Source organism: Paraburkholderia sp. SSBN10T (assembly GCF_056619545.1).
Genome location: NZ_JBWQQI010000002.1, coordinates 456349 through 476476 on the forward strand (window position 1 = coordinate 456349; position 20128 = coordinate 476476).

The 20128-nt window shown below is 62.6% G+C and carries 20 protein-coding genes; 7 read left to right on the forward strand and 13 right to left on the reverse strand.

The genetic code is table 11. The features are described from left to right. Position 1 precedes the first annotated feature (1 nt). The gene (locus AC1ECK_RS04655) at positions 2 to 664 is read right to left on the reverse strand and encodes an amino acid ABC transporter permease (protein WP_480316340.1); all 663 of its coding nucleotides are present in this window, start codon (positions 662 to 664) and stop codon (positions 2 to 4) included. 49 nt (positions 665 to 713) lie between these two features. Next, positions 714 to 1535 (reverse strand): transporter substrate-binding domain-containing protein, encoded by an 822-nt coding sequence (locus AC1ECK_RS04660; RefSeq protein ID WP_480316342.1) that lies wholly within the window; start codon positions 1533 to 1535, stop codon positions 714 to 716. A 314-nt stretch (positions 1536 to 1849) separates the two neighbouring features. Here AC1ECK_RS04660 and AC1ECK_RS04665 point away from each other — a divergent pair, with 314 nt between their 5' ends. Continuing rightward, complete coding sequence (locus AC1ECK_RS04665) at positions 1850 to 2758, forward strand: SMP-30/gluconolactonase/LRE family protein (protein ID WP_480316344.1); 909 nt, start codon at positions 1850 to 1852, stop codon at positions 2756 to 2758. 143 nt (positions 2759 to 2901) lie between these two features. Next, positions 2902 to 4368, forward strand: a complete 1467-nt coding sequence (locus tag AC1ECK_RS04670) for a UvrD-helicase domain-containing protein (RefSeq protein WP_480316346.1) — start codon at positions 2902 to 2904, stop codon at positions 4366 to 4368. A gap of 265 nt (positions 4369 to 4633) precedes the next feature. Here the strand turns inward: AC1ECK_RS04670 and AC1ECK_RS04675 are convergent, their stop codons facing one another. The 3 genes from AC1ECK_RS04675 to AC1ECK_RS04685 all read right to left on the reverse strand — a co-directional run bounded on the left by AC1ECK_RS04675 (position 4634) and on the right by AC1ECK_RS04685 (position 6610). Then, positions 4634 to 5227, reverse strand: coding sequence for a hypothetical protein (locus AC1ECK_RS04675; RefSeq protein ID WP_480316348.1), 594 nt, complete (start codon positions 5225 to 5227; stop codon positions 4634 to 4636). Between the two features lie 167 nt (positions 5228 to 5394). Beyond that, complete coding sequence (locus AC1ECK_RS04680; protein ID WP_480316350.1) at positions 5395 to 5874, reverse strand: VOC family protein; 480 nt, start codon at positions 5872 to 5874, stop codon at positions 5395 to 5397. A gap of 208 nt (positions 5875 to 6082) precedes the next feature. Continuing rightward, a complete protein-coding gene (locus AC1ECK_RS04685) occupies positions 6083 to 6610 on the reverse strand; it encodes a hypothetical protein (protein WP_480316352.1) in 528 nt (175 codons plus the stop codon). A 523-nt stretch (positions 6611 to 7133) separates the two neighbouring features. Here AC1ECK_RS04685 and AC1ECK_RS04690 point away from each other — a divergent pair. The 5 genes from AC1ECK_RS04690 to AC1ECK_RS04710 all read left to right on the forward strand — a co-directional run bounded on the left by AC1ECK_RS04690 (position 7134) and on the right by AC1ECK_RS04710 (position 13266). Next, the gene (locus AC1ECK_RS04690; RefSeq protein WP_480316354.1) at positions 7134 to 8678 is read left to right on the forward strand and encodes a methyl-accepting chemotaxis protein; all 1545 of its coding nucleotides are present in this window, start codon (positions 7134 to 7136) and stop codon (positions 8676 to 8678) included. A 118-nt stretch (positions 8679 to 8796) separates the two neighbouring features. After that, positions 8797 to 9522 carry a gluconate 2-dehydrogenase subunit 3 family protein gene (locus tag AC1ECK_RS04695; protein ID WP_480316356.1) on the forward strand — a complete coding sequence of 242 codons (726 nt, stop codon included), beginning with the start codon at positions 8797 to 8799 and terminating at the stop codon, positions 9520 to 9522. Positions 9523 to 9525: 3 nt separating this feature from the next. Next, on the forward strand, positions 9526 to 11301 hold the full coding sequence (locus tag AC1ECK_RS04700; RefSeq protein ID WP_480316358.1) for a GMC family oxidoreductase: 1776 nt from the start codon (positions 9526 to 9528) through the stop codon (positions 11299 to 11301). Between the two features lie 10 nt (positions 11302 to 11311). Next, on the forward strand, positions 11312 to 12682 hold the full coding sequence (locus AC1ECK_RS04705; RefSeq protein ID WP_480316360.1) for a c-type cytochrome: 1371 nt from the start codon (positions 11312 to 11314) through the stop codon (positions 12680 to 12682). Positions 12683 to 12804: 122 nt separating this feature from the next. Next, complete coding sequence (locus tag AC1ECK_RS04710; RefSeq protein WP_480316362.1) at positions 12805 to 13266, forward strand: YiiD C-terminal domain-containing protein; 462 nt, start codon at positions 12805 to 12807, stop codon at positions 13264 to 13266. 121 nt (positions 13267 to 13387) lie between these two features. On the opposite strand, the gene AC1ECK_RS04715 is transcribed toward AC1ECK_RS04710, so the two are convergent. Genes AC1ECK_RS04715 through AC1ECK_RS04750 form a run of 8 tightly spaced genes read right to left on the reverse strand, consistent with a single transcriptional unit; the run spans position 13388 to position 20053 of the window. Continuing rightward, positions 13388 to 14233: a BtpA family protein gene (locus tag AC1ECK_RS04715; protein ID WP_480316364.1), complete on the reverse strand. Its 846-nt coding sequence runs from the start codon at positions 14231 to 14233 to the stop codon at positions 13388 to 13390. After that, the gene (locus AC1ECK_RS04720) at positions 14230 to 15177 is read right to left on the reverse strand and encodes a ribokinase (RefSeq protein WP_480316366.1); all 948 of its coding nucleotides are present in this window, start codon (positions 15175 to 15177) and stop codon (positions 14230 to 14232) included. The genes AC1ECK_RS04715 and AC1ECK_RS04720 overlap by 4 nt, the downstream gene beginning before the upstream one ends. Next, on the reverse strand, positions 15174 to 15329 hold the full coding sequence (locus tag AC1ECK_RS04725) for a hypothetical protein (protein WP_480316368.1): 156 nt from the start codon (positions 15327 to 15329) through the stop codon (positions 15174 to 15176). Before AC1ECK_RS04725 ends, AC1ECK_RS04720 begins: the two co-directional genes overlap by 4 nt. Then, the gene (locus tag AC1ECK_RS04730) at positions 15326 to 16147 is read right to left on the reverse strand and encodes a glutamine amidotransferase (protein ID WP_480316370.1); all 822 of its coding nucleotides are present in this window, start codon (positions 16145 to 16147) and stop codon (positions 15326 to 15328) included. The genes AC1ECK_RS04725 and AC1ECK_RS04730 overlap by 4 nt, the downstream gene beginning before the upstream one ends. After that, positions 16144 to 17256: a phosphotriesterase family protein gene (locus tag AC1ECK_RS04735; RefSeq protein WP_480316372.1), complete on the reverse strand. Its 1113-nt coding sequence runs from the start codon at positions 17254 to 17256 to the stop codon at positions 16144 to 16146. Before AC1ECK_RS04735 ends, AC1ECK_RS04730 begins: the two co-directional genes overlap by 4 nt. 3 nt (positions 17257 to 17259) lie before the next feature. Continuing rightward, positions 17260 to 18264, reverse strand: coding sequence for an ABC transporter permease (locus AC1ECK_RS04740; RefSeq protein ID WP_480316374.1), 1005 nt, complete (start codon positions 18262 to 18264; stop codon positions 17260 to 17262). Continuing rightward, a complete protein-coding gene (locus AC1ECK_RS04745; protein ID WP_480316376.1) occupies positions 18264 to 19058 on the reverse strand; it encodes an ATP-binding cassette domain-containing protein in 795 nt (264 codons plus the stop codon). The genes AC1ECK_RS04740 and AC1ECK_RS04745 overlap by 1 nt, the downstream gene beginning before the upstream one ends. A gap of 44 nt (positions 19059 to 19102) precedes the next feature. Further along, positions 19103 to 20053 carry a substrate-binding domain-containing protein gene (locus AC1ECK_RS04750; protein WP_480316378.1) on the reverse strand — a complete coding sequence of 317 codons (951 nt, stop codon included), beginning with the start codon at positions 20051 to 20053 and terminating at the stop codon, positions 19103 to 19105. Positions 20054 to 20128: the final 75 nt, after the last annotated feature.

The following is a 20128-nucleotide window of genomic DNA, read 5'->3' on the forward strand; positions in this document are numbered from 1 at the left end:
TTCATGTCCTCAGTGCACGGCGAAACACGAGCCGCGAGCCGAACTCAACTGCCTTGGCGAGCACGTAATAGATGGCCGCAGTCACGATGAAGAACTCGAAGCTGCGAAACGAGACGGATTGCGCCGCATTGGCCGCGCCGCTCAGTTCCTGGAGACCGATCAGCATGCCGAGCGATGAGTTCAGCAAGGCCCACACCGCCTGATTCGTGAACGGCAGGATCACGTGGCGAAACACTTGCGGGAAGATCACCTGCTGGTATGCCTGCACCTGCGTCATGCCGAGCGAACGCGCCGCCCTCAACTGCTGCGCCGGCACGGCCGCAAGACCGCCGCGAAAAATCTCGGCGAGATAGCCCGCGTTATTGAAGGACAACGCAATGAGCACGGCCAGATAGCTCGAAATATTGAGGCCGAGCGCACCGATGCCGAAATACATCACGTAGACCTGGAACACCGTGGGCGTATTTCGCGCGAGTTCGATCCATGCCGCCGCCGCCGCGTGCGCAGCGCCCTTCGTGCTCTGCCGCGCCACCGACATCGGCATGGCGAACAGCGTCCCGAACAGCATGGAAAGACACGCGATCTGCACCGTCAGCCAGACGCCTGCCGCCAGTTCAGGCAGCGCGTCCCACACGAGCGACCAGTAAAAGGTATAACCGAACACATCTCCTCCCGAAATTTCGACAGCACCTTCCTCCAGCCCGGCCGCCCGCTCAGAAATCCACGCCCTTCACATTGAGCGGTGCGGGGTCGCCCGGTGCGATGTATTTGTTATACAGCTCCTTATAACGGCCCGACGAAACCTGGTTCCACACGAACAGCTTCACCCATTGCAGGAACTGGTAATCGTCGCGCTTGACCGCGATCGAGTCGAGATCGGGAAGATCGACCGGCGAGCCGACGACAAAGTTCGGAAACTTGCCGCTCTTTACCAGCAGATTCGCAGTCGACGCCGACACGAGAATCGCATCGACCTTGCCCTGCTGAAGCGCGAGATAGGCTTCCGTATCGGACGCGAAGCCCGTATAGGTGGTTTTGGAGTCCTGCCAGTCGGCGATGTTGCGCTTGATGAACTGCTCTGTCGATGTGCCGTTTACGCCGCCCAGCGGATGGCCCTTCATGCTCGCGGCATTCTGGATGTTGGCGCCTTTGCGGGACAGCACGACCGTCACGTAGTTGATGTACGGCTGGCTGAACGCGACGGAAATGCCGCGCTGCGCCGTGTTCGTCGTCGATGCGATGAGTACGTCGACCCGGTTCGACACGAGCGCCGGAATGCGATCCTGGGACGGCGTTTCGACCACTTCCGCCGTCGCACCGAGCTCCTTCGCCATGTCGAGGCAGTAGGCGACATCGAAGCCATCCGGCTTGTTGTCGGGTGTTCTGAAGCCGGCGGGCGGTGAATCGAGCATGACGCCGCAGCGCAGCTTCTTCGACTGGATCACCGAATCCAGCGTGGATGCATGGGCCGGGATCAACGCCGCCGCGAGGGCAATCCCGGCGGCAAGACGTACGACTGCATTGAACTTCGACATATCCGTTCCTCTGAGGTTGAACGGGCCGCGATTCCGGCGCGGCCCTGTTGAGTTGATCGATTCCTGCGATCGGGGCTGCTTCCCAGCGCCCCCTTTCTGCATCCATCGGAACAATGGAAAACCCCTACATCTCCATCGTCCAGTCTTGCGCCATGCCCTTCAGAACACCTTCGCCGATTCGCCGGACACACTGCCGAAGCACCGTGATTACGCTGGCGACACGACAAAATTAAGTAGATTGTCTACAATTGTCAACTAGACAAAAAACCTGGCCCGGCATCGTTTCACCCATCCGCAACCGCAAAGGAGACGCCATGCAGTCCGACGAATTCGAAGTTCATGATCCGCGCTTTCGCCGTCTGATCCAGCCGAACGCGCCGCTGCAAAAGCTGACCGGCGATTGCCTGTGGGCGGAAGGTCCTGTGTATTTTCCGGCGGCCGACCTGCTGATCTGGAGCGACATTCCGAACAACCGTATGTTGCGCTGGGCTTCAGGCATGGGCATCGGTGTGTTTCGCGCGCCGTCGAACTACAGCAATGGCAATACGATCGACCGCGAAGGCCGGCTCGTGACCTGCGAGCACGGCGAGAGGCGCGTGACGCGCACCGAGCACGATGGCCGTGTGGTCGTGCTGGCATCGCATTTCGAAGACAAGCGCCTGAATTCGCCGAACGATGTGGTGGTCGATTCGCGCGGCGCAGTCTGGTTCACCGATCCCGACTACGGCATCCTGAGCGACTACGAAGGCTATCGCGGAGACAGTGAGATCGGCCGCTGCAACGTGTACTGTATTTCACCCGACAATACGCGCGTTCGCCTCGTGTGCGATGACTTCGTGAAGCCAAACGGACTCGCGTTTTCACTGGACGAATCGCTCCTCTATATCGCGGATTCGGGTGCGACTCATGACGATGATGCTCCGCGCCATATCCGTGTATTTGATGTCGCGCAGGACGGATCGCTGAGCGGTGGACGTGTGCTCATCCAGATGCAAAGCGGCGTGCCGGATGGATTCCGCATCGATGAACAAGGAAACATCTGGACGAGCGCGGAAGACGGTGTGCATTGCTACGCGCCAGATGGCGTCTTGTTGGGGAAGATCCTGATTCCTGAAGTCGTGTCGAACCTGACCTTTGGCGGTATCAACCGGAACAGGATTTTCGTGACGGCTACCTCCTCGGTTTATGCGTTGTATCTGGGCATTCGCGGCCCAGACCGTTGAAAATCGATCCGGCCATGACGATGCGTGGCTCTGAGATTCGGCCGTCGCGCTGCCGGCAGGACGCAGATCGCTTGCCGAGCGGCAGCTTGCCCGTACGCGATTTTCCGGCACACTAGCGGCATCTTCGCTCAGCCTCACATGCCATGCCCCATTCGTTTAAGCCTACCGTCGAACAGCACGCGGTCGTAGATGCGGTTCTTGGCGGGGGCGACCTGAAGATCAAGGCGTATGCAGGCGCGGGAAAGACTTCGACGCTGCGGCTGATTGCCGACCATCTCGCCGGCAAGCGCGGCAGCTATCTCGCCTTCAACAAGGAAATCGCCGGGCACGCGCGCCGCGGCTTTCCGCCCAACGTCAGCGCGCGCACAGTGCATTCGCTCGCGTATGCATCCGTTGCTCCCGCCCTGACCGCGCGCCTGAGCGTCCCGGCCGAGCCACCGCACGAACTGGCTGCCCGCTATGGGCTCGGACCGGTTCAGGTGCCGACCATCACCGGCAAAACCGTCGAAGTCACGCCGTTTGAAATGGGTCGGATGGTAGCCGACGGCCTGGGCCGTTTCTGCCGCTCGGCGCAGTTGTGTCCCGAGGCTTACCACATCCCCGTTGACGAGAAGGTAGATGAAAAGGCGGCCGACTACCTGCGCGAATCGTTGCTTCCCTGCGTAGTGCGCCTGTGGAATGAAAGCACTGACCCACGCGGGCGCAGTGCGATTGCGCCGGACGTCTATCTAAAAGTCTGGGCGCAGACGGAGCCGCATATCAATGCGGACTTCATCCTGTTCGACGAGGCGCAGGACAGCGATGGCGTCATGCTCTCGGTGCTTCGCCTCCAGCGCCACGCGCAGATCATCTACGTCGGCGACCCCTACCAGCAAATCTATGAATGGCGCGGCGCAGTCAATGCAATGGCCCAGATCGACGCGCCCGAGCGTGCGCTAACCGAATCCTTCCGCTTCGGACCTACGTTCGCCGCGCTCGCCAGTCGTGTTCTCGCCCTGCTTGGCGAGCGCACGCCGATTCGCGGCCAGGAGGCCATTGGTTCGATCATGGTGGAGGATCCGAATATTTCACCGCCCGTCGATGCCATTTTGTGTCGCAAGAATGTGACGGCGATCTGGCAACTGGCCTCAGGTATCGAAGCGGGTCACAAGCCGGCGATCCGTATGAGCCCTACGGAGATCGTGGCGTTTGCAGACGGCGCCGATCAGTTGCTGGCCGGCAAGCGAGCTTTCCGGCCAACGGCATTTTCGTTGTTCGAAACCTGGAAGGATGCTCAGTCGTTTGCCCAGAGCGCGGTCGGGCGCGACTTACTACCGATCGTGCGAATCGTCGACGAGTGCGGCACCGCCTATCTTCGGGAGCTGGCGCGACGGGTTACGCCCGAGGCAGACGCCGACTACGTGATCTCGACCGTGCACCGCGCGAAGGGGCTGCAATGGAAACGGGTGAAGGTAGCCAACGATTTTCGCTTCAAGACTGTTGATGGGCGCCTGACGCTGGACGAGGACGAGATGCGCCTGCTTTACGTGGCTGTGACGCGCGCACAGCATGTGCTGGACATCTCCGAACTACGTGAGGAGCTTTTACGGCTGTTTAACTCGCGTCGGTGATCACGCAGGCTTTCTCCTTATAAGTGCGGCGCTCAACGGGGATGTTTCGTGCGGCCGGGGAGGGGCCACCGTCATACCCGGTGGCTTCCCGTGGAGAACCGACATCTGCTGGCGGTAGCTTCAGGAACCGGCAAACAGACCGCGGTATCGGAAGATATGACTGTTCCTAACCGACCCTGAACTGCCCTTCAGGGTTCTCAAAAGCAGTCGATCGCAATCTGTAACGGCGGGCGCGGCAGCGTCAATCAACCGACGGATTCGTCCGCTATATGACGTGCTCAAAGGGCGTTGGATTTGCAGATCGGGGCGTTCCTGCTTGGATCTCAGCGAGCGCGTTGTTCAACGCGTATATCTCGGCAGGCTTCCCGTCTAACCCTCCACTTCGGGGGATCTTTGTTGCGTGCCGGCTCATCCAGCGCAGCAGCGAAGCCCAAAACCGCCTTGTTGGTTCTGCATTGGAGCCGTTTGAGTACCGTGCTCCACTCCATTCGATGGAGGAAATAGCGATGGCATCTGGCTGTGCTTGCGAGCGTTCATGCACGTTCAACCAGATAATCCCGGGATGCCCCGGACCGAAAAACGGCTGATTCGGATCAGCACCTTGTCGCTGCTCTGTCCACCCCGTCCAAGGATCGTCGATCACGCCAAGAAAGTCGCCGTATGTGGCGGGCATTAGCGGCAGCGGTCCGCTTGGCACGTACCAAAGACAGTTTCGTCCGGTTTGCAAATGCACTGGGCAGTATGCGCGCCATTTCCCCGCGCTCACCGATTGAATCATCGCGACATCGCTCGATTGATTCAGAAAGCTCTCAAGGCGTGACATATCTTCAATGCACGCATAGAAGGGAAGCCAAGGCATCAAACGCTCCGACTTGACAGGTGATCGCCACCGCCTCGCGCTTGCGAGACGCCCCGATTGTCGACGATCTGAGAATGCATGTCGAATGGCATAAACCGGACAGCCGTTCCCGACCAACGCAAGCGGACGCTCGGGCGGCGACGCGGGCTTGTCCGGCATCGAGAGCGTCAGCCGCGTCGAGCCGCTTCGATCGCCGCTATGTCGATCTTTCCCATCCCCATCATGGCTTCGAAAGCGCGCTTGGCTGCCGCTCGATCAGGATCAGCGATCGCGGCCGACAGGGCGCGTGGAGTGATCTGCCACGACAGTCCCCACTTGTCCTTGCACCAGCCGCATGCGCTTTCCTGGCCGCCGTTTCCGACAATCGCGTTCCATAAGCGGTCCGTTTCGGCCTGGTCATCGGTCGCAACCTGAAACGAGAATGACTCGTTGTGCTTGAACGCCGCACCTCCGTTCAGACCGAGACAAGGGATACCCATCACCGTGAACTCGACCGTCAGGACATTGCCCTGCTTGCCCGCAGGATAGTCGCCAGGCGCGTGATGGACGGCTCCCACCGCGCTGTCTGGGAACGTCTCGGCGTAGAACTTCGCGGCGTCCAACGCGGTGCCGTCGTACCAGAGACAAATCGTGTTCTTGCTGACCATCTCGATTCTCCTGAATTTGGACAGATGCGCGCATTCAAGCCGCGCAGGCACTCGGACTGCGGCAACTTGCGTACCGGGGGGCGACGCGCATGAGCGATGGTCCACCACGGCGCTTATTGAGTGGAATCGTATGCGCTAACAATATCAGGCTCATGGCCTATGCGCACTTTCGCGGTGGCAACGACAGAAACCGACCCACAACGGCCGCTCACAGTTCTCGAATGCGGACAGTCACTCGCCGCCGGCCAAGCCAACGCCCCAATATCGCTATCAAGAACGCTATTACAGCAAACAACCCAGATTGCTTGATCCCACGTGAGACGTTTTTTTCTACGTTTTGCTGCGTAAGTTTGTAAAACTCATTGCCGTTCGAACGTAAGCGCACCACTCGTGTGCCGCAGAAGTCAATGTGCAGAGGAGCGCCAGCCGGCAGACCGCCCAGCAGCCTCCTTAAGGCGGGACCTGAGGCGGGATCGCGCGAGCCTTTCCCATCCGCCCATAAAAGGAGGCGTTTCCCACCATTGTCCAAGTATGCGGCACGGCTTCCCAGCACTACCTCTTCGATGTCTAACACTCCGTCATGGCTCACAACGTCGCACGGCAATCCGATCGGTTTTTCGTACCAAAGAGAAAATGCGAGCATCAGTGCAGCTACGCCGGAAAGTATCCCGAACAGATATAGAAAAACACCCAATGCGTTCAAAATACGTCCAAGTGGTTTCCACGGTCTATTCATGGTGCAATTCGCGCTCTTTTAGGTCGGGCGATCGATTGTCGATGAATTGGGCGACGGTGTCGAACGTCTCAAACTGGCCGGCCGCTGCCTCTTGTGGTCGGCATGTCTCGATTGCGGATTCAACCGTTCAATGCAACGGATTGATGAAATCGCTAGGTCGGTGTATCGATCGTCAGCCACTCGGCGGCCGAAGATTTCGTCCGCGTCAATTGCAAGGCCACCGAGCCAGCCCGAAGTCGGCTAAGAAAAGCATTTTAATCCGCGGCTTGAGACCAAGTCCAAAGCGGAATACGTCGAAATCATGAATCCGCTGAACCTGCCGCATTCAAAATTGATGGCTCCCGCGATCCCGGCGAACCTCGCGTGTGGCGAACCGGACCCGTTTCCGAAAGCGCAGATCCGATCGCTCGTCTTTTAGGGCTCAAGATATTCCAAAGACTGCCGTAACCACGGATGAGCGCGTAAAGCGCCGTCTCCTCAAGTACGGTGCCCCAGGGCACCTGGTTCGATCAAGGAATCCGTGATGCTCTTCTCCCGCTTGTCCATCAATGGCCGCATCGGCCTGGCGATGGCCTTTCTTGGCGTTTTGCTGGTCGGCATCGGCGCGTTCGGACTTGCCGGCATGACCACGAGCAATGACGCGAACCGCCGGACCTATTCGGAACAAATGCCGAAGTCGATCGCAGTCGGCGAGATGACGATCTTCGTCGGCCGGCAGCGCACCTCGCTGGACCGGGCCGCGATCAATCCGGGCTCGGAGGACGCGCGCAACATGTACGACAAGGAGAAAGAGGTCCGGGCTGCTGCCGATCAGGCCTGGAAGCGATATCTGGCGTTACCGCGCGATGCCGGTGAAGACCGTCTGGCCGCCGAGGTCACCCGTCAATATGATGCGACCGAGCAAGAGCTGGACAAGTTTCGCGAGGCCACCGTGCAGGGCAACCGCGACGAGATACTGAAGTCTCTATTCAGCGTCGGGAAGATCTACACCACCATGCAGGGTGCCGCGCAATCCCTCACAGCGTACCAGTTCAACCAGGCAAAAAGCGACTATGAGACGACCGAGCGTACCTACCTGCTATTGCGCACGGGTTCTCTCATTGCAATCGTGATTGGCGTGCTGGCTGCTCTTGTCAGTTGGGTCATGTTGCGGCGTGCGATTCTTGTGCCCCTGAACGAGGCGGTCGGCCATTTCGAGCGGATTGCCGGCGGCGATCTGAGCCACGCAATCGAGGTCCGCTCGCTCGACGAGATGGGGCGCATGCTCAACGGTCTGGTGAAGATGCAGGAGAGTCTGACGCGAACCGTGATCTCTCTGCGCGACGGCAGCGTAGCGATTGCCACTTCGACGCGTGAAATTGCTGCGGGCAACGCGGATTTGTCGGCGCGGACCGAGGCGCAGGCCGCGTCGCTCGAAGAAACCGCATCGAGCACCGAGCAATTGTCGAGCACGGTGAGCCAGAACGCCGATAACGCTGAACGCGCCAGCGAGTTGTCGTCGGTGGCGTCGGAAATCGCCCGTAAGGGACATCAGGTCGTCGGGAGCGCCGTGACCACGATGACCGAGATCAGTCAGAGTTCGTCGGCCATTTCTGAAATTACGTCGATGATCGAAGGCATCGCCTTCCAGACCAATATCCTCGCGCTCAATGCGGCGGTCGAGGCGGCACGCGCCGGCGAGCAGGGACGCGGCTTCGCAGTCGTGGCGGGCGAGGTGCGCACGCTGGCGCAGCGCTCTTCCGTGGCGGCCAAGGAGATCAAGGACCTGATCGTCAACTCGACGTCGCGCATCGATGCCGGCGCGACGCTGGTGAACGAAGCCGGCAATACCATGAACGAAATCATCGGGGCTGTGGGCCGCGTGAGCGCCATCATCGGCGAAATCACCTCGGCGTCGAAGGAGCAAAGTCACGGCCTGAGCCAGGTCAGCGCCGCGGTCAACAGCATGGACCATGCGACCCAGCAGAACGCCGCCCTCGTCGAGCAGGCTGCGGCAGCCGCGCGCTCGCTGCAGGACCAGGCACAGGCGCTGGCGGAAACGGCCGGCTCGTTCAAGCTGCGCGCTTGACATGGCATCGCGCTGAAGCGCTGGGTCGATGCGGCTGTGACGTTGTCATGGCCGCATCGCTCGCGCCATGTTGTGCCGATCGCACGATTTCATTCCCTCAATCCAGGAGAAAGCCTTCATGTCCGATGACCAGGTGCCGCGTCGTCGCTTTTTACGGCAGGTGCTGGCGATTGTGCCCGCCGCGACTGTCGCATCCGGCGCCTCGCTCACCCAGACGGCGTGCAGCAACCCGTCCACGCCCGCGTCTGCGAGTGCCGAAACCGCGTACAAGCCCACCTATTTCACGGAGTCCGAATGGCGCTTCATTGGCGCTGCGGTCGATCGGCTTATTCCAGAGGATGCGCACGGTCCCGGCGCGATCCTGGCCGGTGTGCCTGAATTCATCGACCGCCAGATGGAAACGCCGTTCGGTCACGGCAAGCTCTGGTACATGCAGGGCCCGTTCCATCCCGACCAGCCGCCCGAAATGGGCTACCAGTTGAGCCTGACGCCGCGCGATATTTACCGGCATGGCATCAAGGCCTGCGACGACTGGTGCATGAAGCAATACGGCGGCAAGACCTTCGCTGAACTGGACCGGCCTACCCAGGAAAAGGTACTCGGCGACCTCGAACACGCGAAGATCGAATTCGATACCGTCCCGGCCCGCACGTTCTTCGCCTACCTGCTTTCCAACACCAAGGAAGGCTTTTTCGCCGACCCGATTCATGGCGGTAACAAGGGCATGGTGGGTTGGAAGATGGTCGGCTTCCCGGGCGCGCGCGCTGATTTCATGGACTGGATCGATCAGCCTGGCGTCAAGTACCCGTATGGACCAGTTTCGATTGACGGTAAACGGGGTTGATGAATGGCAATCAAAAAGAACAAGGTCGACTGCGTCGTCGTAGGGTTCGGCTGGACTGGGGCTATCCTCGCGCAAGAGTTGACCGAGGCGGGCCTGAACGTCGTCGCGCTCGAACGCGGCGCCATGCGCGATACACCGACTGACGCCGAATATCCAAAGGTCGCCGACGAACTCACGTACTCGGTGCGCGGCAAGCTGTTCCAGGAGCTCGCGCGCGAGACGGTCACGATCCGTCACGGCGTCGACGACCTGGCCGTGCCGTACCGTCAGCACGCTTCATTTCTGCTGGGCAATGGGGTGGGCGGCGCCGGTTTTCACTGGAACGGCATGCATTACCGTGTTCTGCCCGAGGAACTGCAGTTGCGGACGCGCTATGAAGAGCGCTATGGCAAGAAGTTCATTCCTGAAGGCATGAACGTCCAGGACTTCGGCGTCACCTATGACGAACTCGAACCGCACTTCGACTTCGCCGAAAAGGTGTTCGGCACCTCGGGCAAAGCCGGCAACCTGAACGGCACGATCCAGCCGGGCGGCAACCCGCACGAGGGCCGGCGCACGAGCGAGTTCCCAACCCCGGCGCTGCAGAATTCATACGGCGCCCAGCTATTCGGCAAGGCGGCGCAAGAAGTCGGCTTTCATCCGTATCCGGCGCCGGCGGCCAATGCCTCTGCGCCTTACACGAACCCTTATGGCGTGCGACTCGGCCCGTGCAATTTCTGTGGCTTCTGCGAAGACTACGGCTGCTACATGTACTCAAAGGCTTCGCCGCAGAGCACTATTTTGCCGGTGCTGCTCAAGAAGCCGAACTTCGAACTGCGCCCCCATTCGTATGTCACGAAGGTACTGCTCGACTCCGACAGGAAGAAGGCGACCGGCGTCACGTATATCGATGCGCAAGGGCGCGAAGTCGAACAGCCGGCCGATCTGGTGATCGTCGCGGCGTTCCAGATGCACAACGTCCGCCTGCTGCTGCTCTCGGGCATCGGCAAGCCCTATGACCCGAAGACCGGGGAGGGCGTAGTCGGCAGGAATTACGCGTATCAGATGAACGGTGGGGTCAACGTCCTGTTGCCCAAGGGGACGCAGCTCAATCCGTTCATCGGTTCGGGCGCGGGCGGGATCGGCATGGACGACCTCAACGGCGACCAGTTCGACCACGGTCCGCTCGGCTTCGTGGGCGGCGCGAGCATTCGCCACATCCGCACCGGCGGCCGGCCGATCAAGACCACGCCGACCGTTCCGGGCACGCCCACCTGGGGCAGCAAGTGGAAAGAGGGCGTGACCGACGCCTATCAGCGTTATATGACCATTGGCATGGCGGGTTCCGTGATGCCGTATCGGGACGCCTATCTGGACCTCGATCCGACCTACCGGGATGCCTACGGCCTGCCGCTGTTGCGCATGACCTTCGACTGGCACGACAACGAATACGACATGCTCGGTTACATGGGACACCGAATGGAAGAAGTCGCGAAGGCGATGAACCCCGAGAAGTATTTCGTGGCAGTGCGAAAGAAAGGCATGCATTACGACACGCGCCTCTATCAATCCACTCACACGACAGGCGGTGCGGTCATGGGCTCGTCGCCGCAAAACAGTGTGGTCAACAAGTATCTGCAAAGCTGGGACGTCTCGAACGTCTTCGTCATGGGCGCATCCGCCTTTCCGCAAAATATGGGATACAACCCGACCGGACTAGTCGCCGCGCTTGCGTACCACTCGGCCAAAGCGATCCGCGAGCAGTACCTGAAAAACGCGGGTCCGCTGGTGCAGGCCTAAAGGGACGACCATGAAAGCGCAGAAAAATCTTCTCGCAGTGCTGGTGGCGGCGGTTGTCGGCGGTGCGGCATGGACGGCTTATGCATTCGCAGACAATCCCGTTTTCATCTCAACGACCGGTGCAGCTGTGACCACTGCCGTCGCCGGCGTTCCTGCGGACCAACGGCCACTGGTGGAGCGAGGCCGGTACCTGGCAGGCGCCGGCGACTGTATCGCCTGCCACACGGCGAAAGGCGGCAAGCCCTTTGCGGGCGGTCTGGGGATCGCGTCTCCAATCGGCCAGATCTATTCGACGAACATCACGCCGGACAAAGATACGGGCATCGGCAACTACACGCTCGAGGACTTCGACAAGGCGGTGCGCCACGGCGTCGCACAGAACGGGGCGATGCTGTATCCGGCGATGCCGTACGTCTCCTACGCCAAAGTTACGCCGGCGGACGTGAAAGCGCTTTACGCGTACTTCATGTACGGCGTGCAACCGGTCGCACAGCAAAACCGGACGCCAGACATTCCGTGGCCTCTCTCGATGCGCTGGCCGCTGCGGCTCTGGCGCGCGGCGTTCGCGCCGGACGTCGTTACGAACGAAACGCCAGACTCAAACGATCCGCTCCTGCGCGGGAAATATCTGGTGGAAGGTCTCGCCCACTGTAGTGCCTGTCACACGCCACGCGGCATCACGCTGCAGGAGAAGTCGCTGACGGACGACGGTAAATGGTTTCTTTCCGGCGGGGTGGTCGACGGATACCTCGCCAAGAGCCTGCGCGGCGACGTGAACGACGGTCTGGGAAGCTGGAGCGAGGCGGATATCGTCGCGTTCCTGAAGAGCGGGCGCACCAGTCATTCGGCTGCGTTCGGCGGCATGGCCGAGGTGGTCGAGGACAGCACGCAGCATATGAGCGACGCCGACCTCGACGCGATGGCCCGCTACCTGAAGACGCTGGCGCCTGCGGCCGGCGGCGAGAAGGCGCTGGTCAACGAAGACACGGCCGCGAAGGCGCTGCGTGCCGGTTCCGACAGGAGTAACGGCGCACTGACCTTCGTCGACAATTGTGCGGCCTGCCATCGCACAACGGGCAATGGTTATGGCGGAACGTTCCCGAAGCTGGCATTGAGTACGACGATCAATACGGCAGACCCCACGTCGCTGATTCACCTCGTCCTGGTTGGCGGCGAGATGCCATCGACCGAGGCCGCACCGACGCACTACGGCATGCCGGGCTTCGGCGAGCGTCTGACCGATCGGGACGTGGCTGACGTGCTGACCTTCGTGCGTTCAAGCTGGGGTAACCATGCTCCAGCGGTAAGCGCCGAACAGGTCGCGAAGGTTCGCAAGACGGTGGGTGTCGTAGCGGTGCCGAAACGGGCGGAGAACGAGTAGGCCGGGGGGGGAAACAACGGGAATCACATACGGAACCTATACTGATCAATACATGAGCCTGTCGCAAGAGGTGCCGTAGGCCGGAGAATATTGTCAACCAGCAAGGCAACAGAGGTTCGCAATTGAACAACGAACAAACAGATAGTTTGGAAAGGTATCTGCACACTCATATTCCCCTGTCGGCGACAATGCAGGTGTCTGTCTGTTCTGCATCTACCGAATCCGTTGTGCTCTCTGCACCTTTAGAGCCGAACATCAATCATAAAAGTACCGTGTTCGGCGGAAGCGCCTCGGCCGTTGCGATCCTCGCCGCATGGTCGCTTCTCCACCTGCGGCTGGTAAGTGAGGGGTATCGCTGCGAGGTAGTGATTCAATCCAACCACATGGATTACGATCAACCCATCACTGGGGCGTTTACGGCCACATCGTCGCTTACAGATCCTTCGGTTTGGCCTGCATTCCTGAAAATGCTCATCCGCAAAAAACGTGCGCGCATCGAAGTTCAATCTACCCTGACCTATAGCGACGCCGTTGTCGGCCGGCTTAAAGGTAGCTTTGTCGCCTTCCTGCGAGAAATGCCGTGACCCACGGAGAGGCTGCGCCAGGCGATTGCTGGACCCCGTTTTCCCAAGTCGCCAATTGCGCGTGGGAAAGAATGATGTGCGCAAAATGTTGAATCAGATTACTTGATGTCGGTGATGACTTTTACCCCGCTCTCGCCGCCCTCATGAAGCGCTCGACCTTCCCCTTCTCGACGGGATTCCACCACACGCCGCCAGTCTTCAGCGAACTCGCGACGATCACCGCATTGGCCACCGCCAGGATCTGCGCAACATTGTCTTCGGTACAGCCGCTGCCCACCAGCAGCGGCAGCTGGGTCGCCGCACGCATCTGCCGCAGATAGTCGACGCTCGCCGCATCGCCGGTGCGCTGACCCGTCGCAATGATTGCGTCCGCGTCGAAAAACTCGACGTCGCGCACCAGTTCCTCGAGCGAACGGTCTGCGACGATCGCATGCGCACCGTGCTTCACGTGCGCATCCGCGAATACACGAATGCCGTTCGCACGAAGCTGCGCGCGATAGCGCAACGCTCGCGCCGCCTCGCCTTCGATCACACCTTCGTTGGCCACGTACGCGTTGGCCCACTGATTGACCCGTACGAACGCGGCGTTGCTCGCCGCAGCGATGGCGAGCGCGGGAATCGAAGCGTTCGCGAGCACGTTGATGCCGATCGGCAGCCCCGTCTCGCGCGCGATCCGGTCCGCGGTCACCGCCATGAACGCGGAGGTTTCGTGACCGATGTGGTCCGGCTTCGCGAACGGCACGTCGCCGTGATTCTCGACGATCAGGCCGTCGACGCCGCCCGCCGCATAAGCTCGCGCATCGGCGAGCGCCGCCGCATAGAGCGCTTCGCTCGTGCTGCCGTCATAGCGCGGCGCGCCGGGAAACGCTGGGCAGTGAATCACGCCGATCACGACGCCGCCTGCACGCCCGAAGATCTGTTCGAGACTGTCGGTGCGGCCGCGCCCCACCACTGTTTGAGTATTCATCGCACCACCTGCCCACGGGTTGGAACGGCGATCAGCTCGCGCAACCGCTCGCGATCGGGAAAGCTTGCCTGCGTGCCGCGCCGGCCGACGACGAAGGCGGCCACCGCCATCGCGCCCGGCAGCGCATCGCCGATCGACAGGCCGCGCGCGAACCCGGCGACGAGCGTGCCGCAGAGCGCGTCGCCAGCGCCGGCCGTATCGATCGCGTCGACCGACGACGCGCGCCAATGCGCGCACACGCCTTTGCCGTCGCACCAGACGACGCCATCGGCGCCTAGCGTCACGAGCACCTCGCCGGCGCCCGCGCGTTGCAACGACAGCGCGGCCTCGCACGGATCGTGCTGTCGCGTCAGCGTCGCAGCCTCGATCCGGTTTACGACCAGCACATCGACATCGTGCAGCAGCGGGCCGCAATCGAACTGTGTCGGCCCCGGGTTCAGCAGGGTCCGGCAGCCGCGTTGCCGCGCGTGATGCAGCAGCGCGGCGGTGACGGCTTCGCCGAGATTGCCCTGCAACACGACCCAGTCGCCCGCGCGCGCGATCGCGTCGAGCAGCGCCGGCTCGGGTACGTACTGATTCGCCGCGTCGTTGCGCGTCACGATCATGTTTTCGCCGTGCGCGTCGACCGTCACGACCGACAGGTCGGTCGTGCAATCGAGCCGGGCGACATGCGTGGTGTCGATGCATTCGAGCGCGAGCATCGCGACGATCCGCTCGCCATCCAGATCGCGGCCGAGCGCGGCGAGCAGCGTCACATCCGCGCCGGCACGCGCCGCGATCACAGCCTGATTGGCGCCCTTGCCGCCGAAATCCAGCGCGCTTTCGACCGCGAGCGACGTCTCGCCAGGTTGCGGCAGCGCGTTCACGCGCAGGATCAGATCGACCGCGGCATTGCCCACAACGCAGACGCGGGCGTCGCTCAGGAGCGGTCTGTCGTCGTTCACGGGTGCGCCACCCAGTCGGAAAGGATCGAGCGGTACAGGTCCACCGCCGCGCGCAGCCGGTCGATGCGGCAAGACTCGTCGGTCTGGTGCGCGAGTTCGGGCTCGCCGGGACCCAGATGTCGCGTGAGCGCGACCGCGTTCAGTGTCGTCATAGGCCGTCCCTGAACGCCGTGTGCAGTTCGCCTTGGTGCTCGTACCCGCCGCCCGCGGCCGTCCCGTCTTTCGACGTGAGCCAGTCGAGACAGTTGCGCCACAGCCGCGCATAACCTTCCCACGCCGAGAACTCGGGCGGCAGCCAGTGCACGGACATGTCGCTCGTCCACGCCAGCGTGCGGCCCGCGCCATACTGCCCCGCCGCGAGCAGCGGATGGTCCGTGTCCGGCACGGTCGCGATCAGCGTCGCATCGGACTTCAGCTCGACCTCGTTGTAGCCGAGCAGATGCGGCCAGTCCGTGCCGAGCCCCTCGACCACCGGATGCTGGGCGACGACCTTCGGCGTGAAGCCTTCCGGCACTTCGACGCGGTCGTCCCACGGCAGGCAGTGCACCGGCAGCACCGCTTCGACGGGCGTGTTGCGGAACCGCGCGCTGCCGTTGATGCCCTGGAAGCTCAGATAGCCGCCGATCATCATCAGCCCGCCGCCCGCGTGCACGTAGTCGCGCAACAGCTTCAGACGGTTCGGCGTGCGCCGGCTTTGCGCCCACGTGTCGGGATGCAACAGCAGCGTGTTCGCACCGATGTCCGACAGGATGATCGCGTCGTACGCCTGCAGACCTTCGAGCGTCGACGGGAATTGTGTCTGTGCGTCGTGGCTCGGCATGTGTGTGACCGCGTAATCGGAATCGCCGAACAGCGCGAGGAATTGCTGCGAGCCGGTGTGATAGGTCACCGACGCGAACAGGTCGAAGCCTTTCACGTGCGTGGCCGTGCTGGTCCAGGACTCGCCGGCGAGCAGGACGTTTTTCTTCATGCGAATTTCTCCGTGGTTGCATGGCGGCGCGCAAACACCCGCATCGGGTTCTTCACCAGCATCGTTTCGATCTGCCCGTCGGTCACGCCGTGGCGGCGCAGCCGCGGCACGAAGTGCTCGAGGATGTAGCCATAGCCGTAGCCGCCGTAGCAGGTCAGCATCATCTTGAGGAACACGTCCTGCGACATCAGCACGCGATCGACGAAACCCGCGTCGATCAGCGCGCGGATCGCCCGCGCGTTCTCTTCGTCGGAAGGCGACTGCGCGTCCTCGTCGGCGTAGTAGTAGTCCATGCCGATCATGTCGTACTCGAGCCACGCGCCGCGGCGCGCGAGTGCGTGTTGATACTCGACGTCCGCGTGGCTCGGGTTCATGTGGCACAGCACGGTGTGCGCAAGGTCCGCACCCTCTGCTTCGACGATATCGAGCACCCGGTGTCCGTGCCGTACCCAGCCCGGCAGATGCACGGACAACGGCACGCTGGTGGCGGCGCTTGCCCGCGCCGCTGCGCGCAGCGACTTCTCCTCCGCCGCGGTGAAGGCCGCCGACACGCCGATCTCGCCGATCAGGCCGGCCATCACGTCAGGTTTCCGCGGGGCGCCGCCGAGGTCGTAGATCAACTGCGCGGCGAGCTCGTCGATCGAACGTTCGCGCACATAGGCGGGATGCGACGGCTCGAGGTAAAACCCCGTCGACATCACGATGTTGAGGCCCGTACGCCGCGCGATGCGCTGCAGCGCGAGCGGATCGCGGCCGATACCGAGGTTGGTCGGGTCGACCACCGTACGGCCGCCGAGGTCGCGGAACCTGATCAGCTCGTCGGCGGCGAGCTCCGCATCGAACAGTTGACAGTTGTCGCGGTTCATCAGCGGATTCATCCGCAGCGCGCCGAGAATGCCGATGTGCACCTTCTGCTCGCCGATGTGCCGCTGACTGCAGCAGGCGGGCGCGACCCACTTGCCGGCCGCGTCGATCAGGATGTGCTCGTGCATCAGCGTGATGCCCATCTGTTCGACCGGAAGCGGCCCGAGCACCGTCATCACGCAGCCGCTGTCGACACCGATCCGCAGCTCGTCCGCGACCCCAAACCCAGGTTTGGCTTCAGTCATCGCTCACCCCTTGCGCCGGCGCTGCGGCGAGAAGATGCGCGTATTCATCCAGATCGCGAACAGCATGATCGCCCCCTGGATGATCTGCGTGTAGAACGGCGACACGTGCACGAGGATCAGGCCGTTGCCGAGCACGGCGATGGTCAGCGCACCGAGCAGTGTGCCGAGAATCGTGCCGCGGCCGCCGAACAGGTTGGTGCTGCCAAGCACCACCGCCGCGATCACCGCGAGCTCGAAACCGACACCCTGGTTCGACGAGCCGCTGCCGAGCCGCGCCGTCGTGATCAGCCCCGCAAGCCCGGCGGCCGCTCCGCTCAGGATGTAGACCTTGATGATCACGCGGCGCACGTCGACGCCGGCGCGGCGCACGCCTTCCGCATTGGTGCCGATGCCGACGATGTAGCGGCCCAGGCGCGTGTACCGCAACACCACCCAGCCCGCGAATAGCACCGCGATCGCGATCACGGCCGGCAGCGGCAGCCCGAGCAGCCACTCGCGGCCGAGATCGACGAACCAGCCGTTGCTGTCGACCGGCACCGAGTAGCCCTGGGTGATAAGGAGCGCCGCACCGCGTACGATCGACAGCGTGCCGAGCGTCACGATGAAGGCGGGCATGCCGGCGATCGCGATGAAATAGCCGTTGACGAGGCCGATCAGCGCGCCGAGTACGAGCCCGCCGATCAGCACCAGCGTGTCCGGCACGCCGGCATGCAGCGCGATCGCGGCGAGCGCGCCGACGAATGCGAGCGTCGAGCCGACCGACAGATCGATGCCGGCCGTCGTGATCACGAGCGTCATCGAGGTCGCCACGATCAGGAGCGGCGCGCTCTGCCGCAGCACGTTCAGCAGGTTGCCCGCGGTGAGGAAGGTGTCGGTCGCGAGCGCGAACGCGATCATGCAGATCAGGAAGAAGCCCGCGATGCTGGCGACACCCGCATGCCGGCCGAGCCGGTGCGGCAGCCGCGCGCGGCGGGGCGCAGGAGAATCGGACACGGTGGTACCCATCATCAGTTCCCTGCGAGTGGGCGCGCGGAACGCGCGGTGAACTTGTGACCGACGATCAGCTCGACGATTTCCTCGAGACTGGTCTCGCCGATCGGACGGTCTGCCACGGCGCGCCCCTCGTACATGACCGTGATGCGGTCGCAGACCAGAAAGAGGTCCTGCAACCGGTGGCTGATCAGGATCACGCTGACGCCGCGCGCGCTGACCGTGCGCACCAGTTCGAGCACCGCCTCGACTTCGGCGACCGCAAGCGCGGCGGTTGGTTCGTCCATGATCAGCACCTTCGGATCGAACGACACCGCGCGCGAGATTGCGATCGCCTGGCGCTGGCCGCCGGACAGGTTCTCGACGTCGAGCCGCGTATCGGGGATGCGGATCCCGAGGCCGTCGAGCATCGCGCGCGCGTCGCGATGCATCTTCGCGTGATCGAGCATCGGCATGCCGCATACGCGCCGGGTCGGTTCGCGGCCGAGAAACAGGTTGCCGGCGACGTCGACGGTATCGCACAACGAGAGGTCCTGATAGACCATCTCGATGTGGTGCGCGCGCGCATCGCCCGGGTCGCCGAACTGCACCGGTACGCCGTCGATCTCGATCGAGCCGCTGTCGGGCACGACCGCGCCCGACAGCACCTTCGACAGCGTCGACTTGCCCGCGCCGTTGTCGCCGACGAGGCCAAGTACCTCGCCGGGCGCAACCTCGAGATTGACGCCGCGCAGCGACTGGATCGCGCCATACTGCTTGGCGATGTCGCGCATGCGAACACGCAGCGGCGCCGCCATGCCGGAACTGTTCATCTGCACTCCTGCTGCGAACGGTGCGCCCTTCGCGAGGCGCACGCTTACTTGAAGACGCTGCGGTACTGGTCGACGTTGGCCTTCGTGACGATCGTCACCGGCACCGAGATGTTCTTCTGGACCGGCTGCTTCGCGATCAGCTTGAGCGCCGCGCCGACCGCCGCCTTGCCCTCGCCCTCGGGGTCCTGCTGGACGACCGCCGTGACGAAGCCCTGATCGATGCCCTTGATCGCCTGCGCACTCAGGTCCCAGCCGACGATCTTCACGCGGTCGGTGACACCCTGCGCGGAGACGGCCGCGACCAGGCCGATCAGCGCCGGCTCGCCGGTCGCGTAGACCACCTGCACGTTCGGGTTGCCGGAGATCAGGTTCTCCGCCGCGGTCTGCGCCTGATCCTGCACGTTCTGGCCGTCGACGGTTGCGACGATCTGCGCGCCGGGCGCCGCGGCGATGCCTGCCTTGAAGCCGTCGAGACGAACGTTCTGAATGTACGAGTTGAGTGCGCCGACCACCCCGACCTGGGCCTTGCCGCCGAGCGACTTCTTCACGTAGTTCGCCGTGTAGGTGCCGATGTCGGTGCCGACCTTGCGGTTGTCGACGCCGACCTGCACGTCGTTGTCGCCGCCCACGATCGCATCGATCGCGACAACCGGGATACCGGCCTTCTTCGCTTCGGTGATCGCGGGCTTGATGCCGTTCACGTCGATCGCGACGACGAGGATCGCGTCCACCTTCTGCTGGATGTACGTCTCGATCGCGTTGTTTTGCGCATTCGGGTCGTTGTTCGAGTTGAAAATGGCAAGGTCCGCGCCGGCGGCCTTCGCCGCCTTCTGCGCGCCGTCGTCCATCTGCGTGAAGAACAGCGCTTCCTGATTGATCTGCACGAGGGCGATCTTCTTCGGTCCGGCGGCAAGTGCGCCGACAGCAAACAGCGACACGGCGGACGCGACGGCGACCGTCGACAGTATCCGGCTCAACATCCTGGCAGCGCTCATCAACTTCCCCTTGATGACAGGTCGAAGGCACAGGGCGGCCCTACGCAATGGGCGCGGACCCTGCTTCGGCGGGTA

Bases quoted from the DNA above. Each gene is read 5' to 3' on its own strand.
- AC1ECK_RS04660 (WP_480316342.1), bottom strand. From the start codon at position 1,535: ATGTCGAAGTTCAATGCAGTCGTACGTCTTGCCGCCGGGATTGCCCTC.
- AC1ECK_RS04665 (WP_480316344.1), top strand. From the start codon at position 1,850: ATGCAGTCCGACGAATTCGAAGTTCATGATCCGCGCTTTCGCCGTCTG.
- AC1ECK_RS04670 (WP_480316346.1), top strand. From the start codon at position 2,902: ATGCCCCATTCGTTTAAGCCTACCGTCGAACAGCACGCGGTCGTAGAT.
- AC1ECK_RS04675 (WP_480316348.1), bottom strand. From the start codon at position 5,227: ATGCCTTGGCTTCCCTTCTATGCGTGCATTGAAGATATGTCACGCCTT.
- AC1ECK_RS04680 (WP_480316350.1), bottom strand. From the start codon at position 5,874: ATGGTCAGCAAGAACACGATTTGTCTCTGGTACGACGGCACCGCGTTG.
- AC1ECK_RS04685 (WP_480316352.1), bottom strand. From the start codon at position 6,610: ATGAATAGACCGTGGAAACCACTTGGACGTATTTTGAACGCATTGGGT.
- AC1ECK_RS04690 (WP_480316354.1), top strand. From the start codon at position 7,134: ATGCTCTTCTCCCGCTTGTCCATCAATGGCCGCATCGGCCTGGCGATG.
- AC1ECK_RS04695 (WP_480316356.1), top strand. From the start codon at position 8,797: ATGTCCGATGACCAGGTGCCGCGTCGTCGCTTTTTACGGCAGGTGCTG.
- AC1ECK_RS04700 (WP_480316358.1), top strand. From the start codon at position 9,526: ATGGCAATCAAAAAGAACAAGGTCGACTGCGTCGTCGTAGGGTTCGGC.
- AC1ECK_RS04705 (WP_480316360.1), top strand. From the start codon at position 11,312: ATGAAAGCGCAGAAAAATCTTCTCGCAGTGCTGGTGGCGGCGGTTGTC.
- AC1ECK_RS04715 (WP_480316364.1), bottom strand. From the start codon at position 14,233: ATGAATACTCAAACAGTGGTGGGGCGCGGCCGCACCGACAGTCTCGAA.
- AC1ECK_RS04725 (WP_480316368.1), bottom strand. From the start codon at position 15,329: ATGACGACACTGAACGCGGTCGCGCTCACGCGACATCTGGGTCCCGGC.
- AC1ECK_RS04730 (WP_480316370.1), bottom strand. From the start codon at position 16,147: ATGAAGAAAAACGTCCTGCTCGCCGGCGAGTCCTGGACCAGCACGGCC.
- AC1ECK_RS04735 (WP_480316372.1), bottom strand. From the start codon at position 17,256: ATGACTGAAGCCAAACCTGGGTTTGGGGTCGCGGACGAGCTGCGGATC.
- AC1ECK_RS04740 (WP_480316374.1), bottom strand. From the start codon at position 18,264: ATGATGGGTACCACCGTGTCCGATTCTCCTGCGCCCCGCCGCGCGCGG.
- AC1ECK_RS04745 (WP_480316376.1), bottom strand. From the start codon at position 19,058: ATGAACAGTTCCGGCATGGCGGCGCCGCTGCGTGTTCGCATGCGCGAC.
- AC1ECK_RS04750 (WP_480316378.1), bottom strand. From the start codon at position 20,053: ATGAGCGCTGCCAGGATGTTGAGCCGGATACTGTCGACGGTCGCCGTC.